Here is a 12,546-nt window from a genome sequence, read left to right as displayed (position 1 = left end):
CATAGCCATGACTTTATTCGATCGCAACCCGAAGCCGAAGAAGCGAGCCCGCCCCTTTGCGTCTTTTCTTCTTGCCATGATTCTATGCACGTCCCTGCTCTCATGCACCCATCGCAATCGTTCGCCCGTGGTTGCCATTATCGAGAGCACGGGAGGAACCAGCTTTTGGCGCTTGTTTTCGCAAAACGTGAGTGAGCGCGCCCAGCACTTCGGACTTGTGCTGAACTGGTCCGATCCGCAGAGCGCCGCTGAGTATGAGGTGCAGGCGAAGCTCCTCAGCAATGCTGTGCAACGGCATGTCAATGGCATCATTCTCGCGCCCTCTCATCAGCTGGTGCTCGCAGAAGGTGTTCGTCGCGCCTATGCCGCGGGAATTCCCGTTGTCATCGTGGACTCGCCAATCGCGGTCCAGCCCTCCGAGTACGTTACGTCCATTGGCTGCAGCGACGAGGCCATTGGCTTCATGGCCGCGCAACAGTTCACGCAAACCATCGGCTCTCGTGCCCGCATCCTGGTGGTGGGGGCCAGTCCTACGCTCCAGACCACCGCTCAAAGAGAGGAGTCTCTTCGTCGAGCCCTTGCCCGTTTCGATCCGGGCGCTCGCATCGTAGCCTCGCGCTACAGCCTCTCAGACTGGGCCCGGGCGCGTCGCACAACACTCGATGCATTATCGGAAAAGCCGGAGATCAATGCCGTATTTTCGTCAGACGATTTCTCGGCGCATGGTGTCCTCAATGCCCTCCGCTCCATCCCGCCTTCACGCCATCTCACCAGTGTGACGGTTGACAACGGCGCCGAATCGGTCGAGGGCGTGCGTTCCGGTCTGCTAAGCGCCGCCATTGCCTGCGACGCGGGCACCATCGGTCGCCTGGCCGTCGAGGCCATGCACGATGCCCTTGAAGGTCGCCCGGTCGAAAAGCTCATCCAGACCGAAGCGATTCTTATAACAAAAAAGAATATCGATACCCCCGCCGTACACCGCATCGTAGAGCCATAGAGAGGCCCTACTTCGTCAGCTTAACCTTCAGTCGCCGCCAGGATGCCTTTGCATAATAGCTTCGCAATCCGACTTGCCCCTGCAGCGGCGTACAGGACTGCTCTACGTAAGAAACCTCAGCTTTATCGTCGGTTTCCAAATCTACGACACTGGCGTGGAAGGTACACCCGTCGGATGCAAAGGTCAGGCGGTACCATCGCCCCGTATGGATTTCATGCGGAAAAGGCGTGGTTGCGACTTCGCGAAAAGAAAAGGAGTGCGCACCGATCAGCAGCGTGTGATCGTCTGGCCGCAATCCCACGTAGTATCCACGGTGCGCATCCACGCCTATCGCAGGGTCTTGCACTCGAAGCAGAAGACCGGCGTCGCCAAACTGCGGATCGCCAGGCATGGAATCGAATCGCATCTCCGCGGAAACCACATAGTTGCCATAGTCCTTCGGTCCCGCAACAATCTTGTCCCCGCGGCCGGAGGAGCGGTCCGTCATCACGCCATCCGCCATGTGCCAATCTCCGCCGTAAGCGTGCCACTGGTCCAGGCTTGACGCTGCAAGCTCCGGAAAGACGTTGGAGCGGTGAACCCAGCGGAGGATCCCCGTGGTAAGGATCGCCAGCAACGCAAGACCTGTAAAGAACCGCGCGGGGTGTTTCAAAGAACGCATAACCGTTTCATCATGCCCATTTTGCCAGAGGAAGGGCACGCATGGGGAGAACTCGTCTTGCATCCACGCATCGGAGAGTTATACCCTTTGCCAGCAGCGCGTCTTCTCTGCCCTTCGCAATGCTTCCATGTCAATCCAGCGGCAATCCCGGTCCCTCTCCTTCGCGCTTTGCCTGTTCATCGCATTGTGTCTCGGACTGTTCCACCGATCGCCGTATGCCTTCGCAGAAGACCCCTCCTCCCTCACATCGATTCGATCCTTATTAGAAGATCCTCGCCCGCAAACGAAGGTCGTCCTTCGCGGCGCTGTCACCTACAGCAGTCGGGAGCTCATCGTACAGGACCAGACCGGAGCCATCGCCGTCGAAGCCCCGGCTGGCGCAAACCCCAGTCTCGGCGACGAGGTTGAAGTCTCCGGCCAGCTTGAGAAGCGCGCCGGAATCCCTATCATCCGCAATGCAACCGTACAGGACCTGTGGGCCGGCTCTACACCTCTCCCTCTCGCCATGACCCCGGACGAAGCTGCAGAAGGAGCCTACAGGGGCATGCTCATCTCTACCGAGGGACGTCTTATCAAAGTCACCTCCGATCCCGGTTCCCGCCTGCGCCTCACCATGGAGAGCGGAAGCCAGCTCTTCACCTGCGTACTTGACGGCGACTCTCTCCCCGAAAATTCGACGCCCGATGTCGGCGCTATCCTTCGCTGTACCGGTGTCCTCGCAGTGGATCAGGGAGCGCCCGCTCTGGATGCCGGCACCTTTCTCATCTTGATGCGCGATCATCAGGATATCCATATCCTCGCCGCAGCGCCCTGGTGGACTCCACGCCACCTGATCTTCCTCTTTCTCCTGCTTCTTCTCCTCGTCTGGGTCGTGTATCGCATTCATCTCCGTAACATTCGTGAGCGTATGAGCGTCATTCTTGAGGAGCGTTCCCGTATCGCACGAGAGATCCACGACACTCTCGCACAGGGCTTCGCCGGCATCGCTCTGCAGCTTCAGGGTGTAGACCGCACCATGGAGAAGAAGTCGCCCGCCACAAACGCCCACCTCGCCATGGCCCTGCATATGGTTCGCCGCAGCCGCGCCGAGGCTCATCGTTCCATAGCCACGCTCCGCACTCTGCACAGCTATCAGAATCTCGCTGCCACGGCGGAACGCCTGCTCAAACAGCTCACCGATCCGGCCTCTCTCTCCCTGTCCGTAGAGCAGCATGGAACGGCTTATCCTTTTTCAGACGAGATCACGACGCAGCTTCTCCGCATCTGTCAGGAGGCCGTTGCCAATATCATCGAGCACGCCCATTCAACCGCGGTGAAGGCAACCTTCGATTATCAGCCGACGAAGTTCATCCTTGAAATCAGCGACGATGGCATCGGCTTCGACCCCGAGCTCACACGGTCCCTCGACGAAGGGCATTTCGGTATCGTCGGAATGAGGGAACGAGCCGAACAGATTGGCGCTGAGTTCTCCATCGAATCCAACGACCGCGGCACACTCTTGCGGATTATTCTTCCTGCTTCTCCTGTCCGATCTCTCCGCGACAGGCTTCGCATTCACACGCTCGCACAACAAACCCTAAAGAACAGGCCACACTAAGCAAACCTATGATTAGCATCCTTGTAGCTGACGATCACTTGGTCTTCCGAATGGGCCTTAAGACGATGCTGGGCACGGAGCCCGATATGCAGATCGTGGGAGAAGCCAATAGCGCGTCTTCCACGGTGGAGGCCTACTGCCGGCTCAAACCGGATGTCACCGTACTCGACCTCCGCATGCCCGGCGGAGGAGGCATACAAGCCCTTCGAGAGATCCGGGCCCAGGATAACCGTGCGCGCATTCTCGTGCTTTCCAGCTACGCTTCGGAAGAAGAGGTTTACAGCGCCATACGAGCGGGCGCTTCCGGCTATGTTCTTAAGGACGTGGATCAGGAAGAATTGACCGCGGCCATCCGAAAGACTCACGCAGGGCAGCGTTACCTTCCAGCCGAGCTCGCCGAGCTGATCGCCGAGCGCGCTCCTCGCCCGGAACTGACACCGCGCGAACACGAAGTCCTGCAGCTTATCGCGCGCGGCCTGATCAATCGCGAAATAGCGCAGATTCTTGGCACAAGCGAAAGCACAGTGCGCAATCACACCATCCATCTTTTCGCAAAGCTCGATGTAAGCGACCGTACGGAGGCAGCGACCTTTGCCCTGCAGAGAGGCATCATCTGTCTCTAATGCCTTCCCTTGGTCTATAGACCGAATGGTCGGGATTCCTGCGCCCGAACTCCCTGTAAAACTATAGAAGCCATGATCCAACCCCTGAAAACAAACAGACGCGATCTGCTAAAGCTCGCCATGAGCTCGGCTGCAACGCTCGCGCTTCCGCGTCCCGTTAGCGCCGCCTTGGCCGGCGATAAGGAATCTGCTGCAACGAAGTCCAGGCTTGCCGCCGGCGAGTTTCGTCTCCTCCAGCTGGGCGAGATACATCCCAAGGGATGGCTGACGCGCCAGCTCCGCGTCCAGGCCGATGGCATGGGTGGACATCTCGACGAGTTCTGGCCCGATGTGGGCAGCAACAGCGGCTGGCTCGGGGGCACCGGTGAAAGCTGGGAGCGAGGACCTTACTTCCTCGACGGTCTTCTCCCTCTTGCATGGCTGCTCGACGACGCGACCCTCAAAGCCAAGGCACAACGCTGGGTCGACTGGACTCTCGATCACCAGGCCGCCAACGGCATGATCGGCCCGGCCAGCAACAACGACTGGTGGCCCCGGATGGTGATGGTAAAGGCGCTCTCGCAATACTACGAGGTCACCGCCGATCATCGTGTATTGCCTGTGCTTACAAAATACTTCCACTACCAGTTGGCGGAACTGCCATCGCGCCCGCTCAGGGACTGGGGTAAATATCGCTGGCAGGATGAAGTCCTCGTCGTACAGTGGCTCTACGATCGCACCGGCGATCCAAAGCTCATCGAATTGTGCGGACTCCTCAAACGGCAGGGCTTTGACTGGGAGGCATTATTCACCGATTTCCAAATGACCCAGCCGATGACCCGCGAAGTGCTCGGCATGGGCCCTGGTCACATAGAGAAACCAGAACTCGCGATGCAGGCGCATGGCGTCAATCACTCACAGGCCCTGAAGGTCGCAGCAGTGAACTACCGCCTGTCGGGCGACCGGGCAGAGTCCGCCAATTTCGACCGGCAACTGGCCGCGCTCGATAAATTTCACGGCATGCCCAACGGCATGTTCTCATGTGACGAGCACCTCGGCGGTCTCGATCCCAGCCACGGAACCGAACTTTGCTCCGTGGTGGAAACCATGTTCTCGCTTGAAGCGATTCTCGCCGCCTTCGGTAACGCCGAGACAGGCGATCGTATTGAGAAGATCGCTTTCAATGCACTGCCCGGTACTTTCACCGATGATATGTGGGCGCACCAGTACGACCAGCAGCCGAACCAAGTGCAGTGCAGCCTGAACTCAAAACCGTGGACAACCAACAGCAGCGAATCGAACCTCTATGGCCTCGCACCTCACTTTGGCTGCTGCACAGCCAACTTCCATCAGGGATGGCCCAAGTTCACCAGCAGTCTGTGGATGGCAAAGGGTGACGATAGCCTTGTAGCGGCCCTCTATGCACCTTGTGAAGTGAATACAAAATTGCGTGGCGCTCAGCTCCGTCTTGTTGAGGAAACAGACTATCCCTTCCGCGACACGATTAACATCACAGTTCACCCGGAGCGGCCCATCGATTTCGCCCTTCTCTTGCGTATTCCCGCCTGGACGGAGAATGCCTCGATCCATGTGAATGACCAAAGAATGCCGGAAGACATTAAGCCTGGAACGTTTGCCGAAATCCGAAGAACCTGGAAGCAGGGCGATCACATCGTCTTGAAACTCCCCATGCGTCCTCGCGTCTCGCATTGGTTCCAAAACTCCGTCGCGATCGAACGCGGCCCGCTCCTCTTATCCCTCAACCCTGGAGAAAGCTGGGTCAAGCTCCGTGATCATGGCCGAACAGCCGACTGGCAAGTCTTCCCCACTCACGGCTGGAACTACGCCCTTGCCGTAAATGAAGACGCGGCGACAGCATTTCAAGTCCTCGAAGCACCCGTACCCGAACGCCCCTTTGCAGCCGAGAATGCCGCTGTTCGCATCAAGGTGAAAGGCCGACGCCTGAATCAATGGCGATCGGAAGATGGTGTTGCCAAACCTTTGCCTATAAGCCCCGTCCACAGCACGGAGCCGGAAGAATCGCTGACCCTGATTCCTTACGGCAGTGCCAAGTTGAGGATCACGGCCTTTCCACAGCTCGATTCCTAGATTTCAGAAGTTCCTCCGTTTTCCATGTTTCCAAAAGAGGTCTACACTATTCCTCCGAGCTCCCCATCGGACAAATGGAACCTGGAACTCTCTGCATCTGCCCAACAACACGATCAAGTGCAGGCGCAACGGGCCCCAGGGCTTCCACCGCCGTGATAGTCTCGGAAGATTTCATCGCTAAGCTTAAGGATCGGCAAAGGCGAATACCTATGAAGAGATCTGCGGCGGTTACACATACTCGCAAGATGAAAACCGGGCAGCAGGCGAAAACCTATTGGATAGCCGGTCTGGTGCTGCTTGCAGCGTTCGCCGCGTGTATTGCGATCTACAAGCGCCCTGGAAGCACACTGTCTCCCACGCCTGTCATGTCCGAGACTCCACCGGCCAGCGCTACCGCTGCCCACCCGGTAAACCGTGACACAAGCAAGGTCGAGGCGCAGAGCAACAAAGTTGCCTTCGGTCCCACGATTCCCAACGCCGCACCTGCTCCGGCTTCAGTGCCTGAGGGCATGGCCTGGATTCCCGGTGGAGAATTTTCCATGGGCGCTCAGGATCCTCCCGGTATGGACGATGTCGGAATGAAGGCCACCCTCGACTCACGTCCTGTACATCGCGTTTATGTGGACGGCTTCTTCATGGACAAGACGGATATCACGAACGCACAGTTCGAAAAGTTCGTAAGAGCTACCGGCTATGTGACCGTGGCGGAACGCAAGCCGCGTGCGGAGGATTATCCGGGAGCTCCACCGGAAAACCTGGTGGCTGGTTCTGTCGTCTTTGCTCCACCCGATCACCCGGTCTCGCTCGACAACTACTTTCAATGGTGGACATACATACCAGGGGCCAACTGGCGACATCCCGAAGGCCCGAAGAGCAGCATCGTCGGTAGGAAAAACTATCCAGTGGTGCAGATCTCCTACGAAGACGCTCAGGCTTATGCAAAATGGGCTGGCAAAAGGCTACCAACGGAGGCGGAATGGGAGTTTGGAGCGCGTGGAGGCCTTGCCGGTAGGCCCTACGTCTGGGGAGATGATTTTCGCCCCAAGGGGAAGTGGATGGCCAACACGCACGAAGGGCAGTTCCCCAATAAGGATACGGGCGCGGACGGCTACGTCGGGATCGCTCCTGTCGCACGCTTTTCCCCCAACGGATATGGCCTCTACGACATGGCCGGCAATGTATGGCAATGGACGAACGACTGGTACCGCCCTGATTATTATCAGCGCCTCAACGCAAGTGGAGTCGCGCGCAATCCGCGAGGCCCCGAGAGCGCATACGATCCTTCCGAGCCCGGGCATCAGAAAAAAGTCCATCGTGGAGGATCCTTTCTCTGCACCGATCAATACTGCTCGCGATATATGGTCGGCACTCGCGGCAAGGGAGATGTTGATACTGGCACGAATCATCTGGGCTTTCGCTGCGTCATGGATGCGTCGCAACACAGCGACGTCGCCCAAACAGACTCGCATCCATTGCCGAATCCGTGATGCTGAACGATCCCTGTCGCATTGCCAGGGGGCAACGTGCAGTTAAACTCAGCGCCCTTGTGCCAGCTACGGCCAGAAAGCGAAGCAATAAATTTATGAATGGAGCCGATGAGCGGATTTGAACCGCTGACCTACTGATTACGAATCAGTTGCTCTACCAGCTGAGCTACATCGGCGCGCTAGGAATTCCACGCAGGCCACCCGCCTGCATGGATAAGTTTACCGGGAATAATCGCCCGGCGCAACGGCCGTATGCCCCATGTCCGCAGCCCCGTATGGATTACCCTCAATGCACCATGCATCTGTTCGCATCGCGGTTCTCCCCGCTCGCGCTTGTTCTTGCTTTATTCTGTTGCGTGTCGGCACCCTGCTCCACTCCCGAACTCTCTTCCGCATCTCAGGATTCCCCCGCCTCTCGCGAAATCATCGCCTACGTCTTTCCCCAGGATCGCGTCCTCAGCCCCGGCGAGATCAACGCCCGCCGCCTCACTCGCATCAACTACGCCTTCGCCAATATCAAAAATGGTGAGGTTGTCGAGGGCTTCCCTCACGACGCGGAAAACTTCGCCATCCTTAACACACTCAAGCGCAACAACCCTGCGCTCAAACTGCTCGTCTCCGTGGGCGGCTGGACCTGGTCCGGCGGCTTCTCCGATGCAGCCCTAACCCCGCACTCCCGCGAGCGCTTCATCTCCAGCGCCGTCCGCTTCATCGAGCGTCATAAACTCGACGGCCTCGACATCGACTGGGAGTATCCCGACCAACCCGGCAGCGGCAACACCTTCCGCCCTCAGGACAAACAGAACTACACCCTCCTGCTCGCCGAACTGCGCCAGCGCTTCGATCGTGAGCAAACCCGGCTCCATCGCCGCCTCTATACCTCCATCGCCACCGGAGCTTCAACCAAATTCCTGCAACACACCGAGATGGAGAAGGTCCAGCACTACGTCGATACCGTCAACCTCATGACCTACGACTTCTACGTCGGCGGTCCCGCGACCGGTCACGACGCTCCTCTCTTCCACAACCCGACGGATCCCAAGCAGGTCTCCGCCGACCGCACCGTGACCGAATACGAACAGGCTGGAGTTCCCACGCGTAAGATCGTCCTCGGCCTGCCCTTCTATGGCCGCAGCTGGGGCGAAGTCGCAAACAGGGATTACGGCCTCTTTCAATCGGGTAAAGCCGCCCACGGGGTCCACTTCTCCTACCCCGAGCTCCCCAATCTTCTCGCCACCGGCTTCATCCGTCATTGGGATTCCCAGGCCTCCGTGCCCTATCTCTACAATCCGCAGACCCACGTCTTCGTCACCTACGAAGACCCCCAGTCCATTGCGGCCAAATGCAAATACGTTACAGACCGTAAACTCAGAGGCATCATGATCTGGGAGTACTCCAACGACTCTACCGGCATCCTCCTCCAGGCCGTCCACGCCGGACTCGCCCCTGCACCAGCCGCACCCTCAGGAGGCAACTAGCTGTATCGCCATAGAACGGCGCGTAAAAAATGACTCTCTTTATAAGGAGTGCTTTCCTGAGATAGAAAGTGTCATCCTGAGCGAAGTTTCTCGCGCGGGAAGCGCAGTCGAAGAGCCTGCCCTGAGCGTAGCCGAATGGGATCTGCTGTTTGCTCGTAGCTTCACTCCATCGATACGACTTGGCTAATGGCCACTGCCCAGCCTATAAACGAAACGACCCTCGCCGTATGAACTCGGGAGACGCACAAATATGGCCACCGCCCAGCTCGGAAACCAGACCGCCGCCACCACCATGCAAGCCCCGCGCGTCCTCTCCATCGACGTCTTCCGCGGCCTCACCATGATCGTCATGGTCTTCGTCAACGACCTCGCCGAGGTCAAAGGCCTTCCCTGGTGGACCTATCACGCTCCCGGCCAAGTCGACGCCATGACCTACGTCGACATGGTCTTTCCCGCCTTCCTCTTCATCCTCGGCATGGCCATTCCCCTCGCCGTCGAGCAACGCCTGCGCAAGGTTCCCTCGCAGTCCCGTCTCTGGGTGCACATCTTCCTGCGCTCGCTCTCGCTCCTCGTCCTCGGCCTCATTCTCACCAACGCAGGTGCCGGAGACCCCGCCCTCATCCACATGCCCACCAATCTTTGGGCGATTCTCGCGCTCCTCGGAGCCATCCTCTTCTGGATGGTCTACCCTCACGCCGAAAAACATCCAACCCTCGTCAAAGGCCTGCGTCTCACCGGCCTCATCCTGATGGTTGCCATGTTTGCCATCTTCCGCCGCACCACAAAAGAGGGCGATGTCGCCTGGATCCGCACCGCTTACCCTGAGATCCTCGGCCTGCTCGCCTTCGCCTATCTCACCACCTGCGTCCTCTATATACCCACTCGTCGCTGGCGCTGGTCTCCCTTCGCGTGGGTCGTCGTGCTCACAGCCTTTTGCGCCTTCTGCACCGCCCACTGGATCGAGTTCCTCCACCACGTCGGCATCTATCTCTGGCCCTTCGGCAACGGCTCCGACACCCTCATCGCCATGGCCGGAGTCGCGACCTCCATCCTCTTCGTAGGCCCGCAGAGTCACCGCTGGCCCACCTTCCGCTCCAAGGCCACCGTCGCTCTCACCTTCGCCGCCGTCGCACTGATCGCCGGACGCCTGTTCACGCCCCTCGGAGTCTCCAAGATCCGCGCCACTCCCACCTGGTGCCTCTACAGCATCGGTGCCAGCATCCTTATCTTCACCCTGCTCTACTGGATCTGCGACGTCCAACGCCACACCCGCTGGGCAGCCTTCACCCGGCCAGCCGGAGCGAATACCCTGCTCACCTACCTGCTTCCCGACCTCTGGTACTTCATCCTCGGCGCGCTCGGCATCACCTGGTTCCGAACCCACCTCGCCTGGGGACTCCCCGGCGTCATCCGCTCCATCGTCTTCACCGCGCTCATCATCGCCATAGCCGCGCTCTTAACCCGCATGAAGCTGCGCCTGCAACTCTGATCGAGAAGGCAATCGCAGAGCAACTGATTACGAATCAGTTGCTCTGCCCAACCCCGTCATTCCATTCCCCCACAAACGTCATCTCATTCCATTCCCCACAAACGTCATCTCGACCGAAGCGCAGCGAAGTGGAGAGATCCCTGTATTTCCTCCGAAGCGGCACTCCCGCTCCAACGAAACACTCAGGTGCCTCGGCCTCTAGGTACGCCAAGCCTTCAGGCTTGGCTTCTAAATCGAGCTGAACAAAGAAGGAGCTTCAGCCCCTGCACTATGCAAGGCCCCTACCGCATCGGAACAAACTTCCCCTCACACCCATAAGCCTGTGCCTGCTTCGGCGCAGTAGGAGACACCACCTTAATATCCGTCCCGCTGAAGTCGATATTGGTCCCTCCTGGCCCCAGCGTCACCGTGGCAAAGTGCCCATGCACCTGCGCAGGCGCGATGCCGTCGATGCGCACATTGTCCAACGTCACCTGGGTCCCATGATCCTTCAACCCGGCAATCAGCACATCGCCATCCGTCTCGCTCGTCACATTCTGAATCGTGATCGCCTTGTAGTCCGGAATCCGGTCGCCCTTGTACTTCGGATCTTCAAACGGCTCCGTCGTCTGGTTCGTGTAATAAGGACTGATCGCAATCGGATTCTTTACATCCCGCATGCAGATGTTCCGATACATCAAATCATGTACCGACCCACCCCGAGTCACATTGCTCTTGATGCGGATGCCGCTCGTCGTGTGATCCTCCGTCAGGCCATCCACCAGCAGATAACTCTGCCCCGAATACGTCTCGCTCCCGATCGACATCCCATGCCCCGAGTAGAAGTGGTTATCGATCACGCTCATGTGCGAGACACCCGTCTTGATCGCGATATTGTCGTCCCCGTTGTCGATCCAGCTGTGCGCCACCGTCACGTTCTTCGAGCTGCCCGGATCGATCCCATCCGTATTCCTCGCATCCGTGCCCTTCACCGTCGGAGTCAGCAGATGCACTCCCCACGCCGTAAACCCATCCGTCTGGTTCACGCTCACATGGAAGTTCGTCGAGTTATGCAGCGTAATCCGGTACAGCACCAGCCCGTCCGCATGCGAGGCCACAATCATCCGCGGCGTGAAGTAGCGCTCGTTCTTCGGCTCCGCCTTCCGCGACATCTGCCACCAACTGTAGTCCTTGTTCAGAATCTTCGCGTAGCCCCGGCCATCGATCACCCCATCGCCCATGATCCCAACATCCTTCGCGTTGTTCACGCTGATCAGCGGGCGGCAACCTCCACGCGCAGGCGCAGCATGCTGCGGCGCCGGAAACACCGCCGGCGCAGCTCCCGTCGCAATCGTGCCGCACAAACCCTGCGACGTTCCCTCGCCCTTGATCTCATACACCGCCGCATCGCGCGATCCGTACAGCGTCACTCCCTTGTCCACCAGCAGCGTCACTCCCGCGCGCATCTCTAACGGCCCCGTCAGAAACCCATCTCTACCGCGCGAAGACGTAAGCTCCACCGCCATTCCCTGCTTGCAGTGATCGAGAGCCTTCTGAATCCTCTCCGTATCCAGCTTCGCCTCGTCAGCCTCTGCCACGCCGTCATTCACCGACCGCAACTGCGCCTTCAACTTCGTGCACGACCGCGGAATCTTCGGCTCCACAACATGCCGGGTATCCTGTGCCCCCGCAGACGAGACCATCACTACTGCGAATACCAGCCCCAAACGAAATAACATTGGTCCGACCTCATGAGCTATTCAGATGCAACCCTAACACGATCAGATACTTTCAGGCATCGCCACCATTCTGGGTCTTCCCCGTTACGTCCCTCCGAAGGGTTGAAGGCATAGCGAGCCAAAACATGAAGAGGCCGCCCGGCAACAGGGCGGCCTCTTCTTTAGGGAGAATAGTTCCAACGGAGGCAAAGCCATCAGAACTTTCTGGCGAAATACTATGTTTGGCAAAATGACGTGTCAAGGTTTAAACCTTGAAACCGTAAATCACTATTTTACAAATAGTTACGGGCGTTATCAATTAGATAACCTCTCCCGTTTTATTCGCCTTATATTCGCTTTTTACTGGTAGGAACACTTTCAAACAGTCATCGAATCAGGGGCTTACCTTTCCCCGTGCACCACCTCTGG

General features: G+C 58.4%; 9 protein-coding genes and 1 tRNA gene. 7 read left to right on the top strand and 3 right to left on the bottom strand.

What is annotated here, in order from left to right:
* Nucleotides 1–7 precede the first annotated feature (7 nt).
* Nucleotides 8–997, top strand: coding sequence for a sugar ABC transporter substrate-binding protein (locus AC5S26_RS05420; RefSeq protein WP_494183829.1), 990 nt, complete (start codon nt 8–10; stop codon nt 995–997).
* Between the two features lie 7 nt (nt 998–1,004).
* Here AC5S26_RS05420 and AC5S26_RS05415 read toward each other — a convergent pair whose 3' ends face one another.
* Nucleotides 1,005–1,658 carry a 3-keto-alpha-glucoside-1,2-lyase-like domain-containing protein gene (locus AC5S26_RS05415; RefSeq protein WP_494183828.1) on the bottom strand — a complete coding sequence of 218 codons (654 nt, stop codon included), beginning with the start codon at nt 1,656–1,658 and terminating at the stop codon, nt 1,005–1,007.
* Between the two features lie 127 nt (nt 1,659–1,785).
* On the opposite strand from AC5S26_RS05415, the gene AC5S26_RS05410 reads away from it, so the two are divergent.
* The 4 genes from AC5S26_RS05410 to AC5S26_RS05395 all read left to right on the top strand — a co-directional run bounded on the left by AC5S26_RS05410 (nt 1,786) and on the right by AC5S26_RS05395 (nt 7,453).
* Nucleotides 1,786–3,255 (top strand): sensor histidine kinase, encoded by a 1,470-nt coding sequence (locus AC5S26_RS05410; RefSeq protein WP_494183827.1) that lies wholly within the window; start codon nt 1,786–1,788, stop codon nt 3,253–3,255.
* 8 nt (nt 3,256–3,263) lie between these two features.
* Entirely contained in the window at nt 3,264–3,878 is a 615-nt protein-coding gene (locus tag AC5S26_RS05405) for a response regulator (RefSeq protein ID WP_494183826.1), read from the top strand.
* A 72-nt stretch (nt 3,879–3,950) separates the two neighbouring features.
* On the top strand, nt 3,951–5,966 hold the full coding sequence (locus AC5S26_RS05400; RefSeq protein ID WP_494183825.1) for a beta-L-arabinofuranosidase domain-containing protein: 2,016 nt from the start codon (nt 3,951–3,953) through the stop codon (nt 5,964–5,966).
* Nucleotides 5,967–6,175: 209 nt separating this feature from the next.
* Complete coding sequence (locus tag AC5S26_RS05395) at nt 6,176–7,453, top strand: formylglycine-generating enzyme family protein (protein ID WP_494183824.1); 1,278 nt, start codon at nt 6,176–6,178, stop codon at nt 7,451–7,453.
* Nucleotides 7,454–7,553: 100 nt separating this feature from the next.
* On the opposite strand, the gene AC5S26_RS05390 is transcribed toward AC5S26_RS05395, so the two are convergent.
* A tRNA-Thr gene (locus tag AC5S26_RS05390) sits at nt 7,554–7,629 on the bottom strand.
* A gap of 120 nt (nt 7,630–7,749) precedes the next feature.
* On the opposite strand from AC5S26_RS05390, the gene AC5S26_RS05385 reads away from it, so the two are divergent.
* Nucleotides 7,750–8,931: a glycoside hydrolase family 18 protein gene (locus AC5S26_RS05385; protein WP_494183823.1), complete on the top strand. Its 1,182-nt coding sequence runs from the start codon at nt 7,750–7,752 to the stop codon at nt 8,929–8,931.
* Nucleotides 8,932–9,181: 250 nt separating this feature from the next.
* On the top strand, nt 9,182–10,420 hold the full coding sequence (locus tag AC5S26_RS05380; protein ID WP_494183822.1) for a DUF5009 domain-containing protein: 1,239 nt from the start codon (nt 9,182–9,184) through the stop codon (nt 10,418–10,420).
* Nucleotides 10,421–10,701: 281 nt separating this feature from the next.
* Here the strand turns inward: AC5S26_RS05380 and AC5S26_RS05375 are convergent, their stop codons facing one another.
* Complete coding sequence (locus AC5S26_RS05375; protein WP_494183821.1) at nt 10,702–12,138, bottom strand: glycoside hydrolase family 28 protein; 1,437 nt, start codon at nt 12,136–12,138, stop codon at nt 10,702–10,704.
* Nucleotides 12,139–12,546 lie beyond the last annotated feature (408 nt).

The sequence above is a fragment of the Edaphobacter sp. FHG110511_03 genome (assembly GCF_059115365.1).
Note: the sequence above shows the minus strand (reverse complement) of the source record. Positions and strands in the feature narration are given on the sequence as shown.

What these genes read in the sequence shown, in the direction of transcription:
- AC5S26_RS05420 (WP_494183829.1), top strand. Translation starts at nt 8, where the DNA reads ATGACTTTATTCGATCGCAACCCGAAGCCGAAGAAGCGAGCCCGCCCC.
- AC5S26_RS05415 (WP_494183828.1), bottom strand. Translation starts at nt 1,658, where the DNA reads ATGCGTTCTTTGAAACACCCCGCGCGGTTCTTTACAGGTCTTGCGTTG.
- AC5S26_RS05410 (WP_494183827.1), top strand. Translation starts at nt 1,786, where the DNA reads ATGTCAATCCAGCGGCAATCCCGGTCCCTCTCCTTCGCGCTTTGCCTG.
- AC5S26_RS05405 (WP_494183826.1), top strand. Translation starts at nt 3,264, where the DNA reads ATGATTAGCATCCTTGTAGCTGACGATCACTTGGTCTTCCGAATGGGC.
- AC5S26_RS05400 (WP_494183825.1), top strand. Translation starts at nt 3,951, where the DNA reads ATGATCCAACCCCTGAAAACAAACAGACGCGATCTGCTAAAGCTCGCC.
- AC5S26_RS05395 (WP_494183824.1), top strand. Translation starts at nt 6,176, where the DNA reads ATGAAGAGATCTGCGGCGGTTACACATACTCGCAAGATGAAAACCGGG.
- AC5S26_RS05385 (WP_494183823.1), top strand. Translation starts at nt 7,750, where the DNA reads ATGCATCTGTTCGCATCGCGGTTCTCCCCGCTCGCGCTTGTTCTTGCT.
- AC5S26_RS05380 (WP_494183822.1), top strand. Translation starts at nt 9,182, where the DNA reads ATGGCCACCGCCCAGCTCGGAAACCAGACCGCCGCCACCACCATGCAA.
- AC5S26_RS05375 (WP_494183821.1), bottom strand. Translation starts at nt 12,138, where the DNA reads ATGTTATTTCGTTTGGGGCTGGTATTCGCAGTAGTGATGGTCTCGTCT.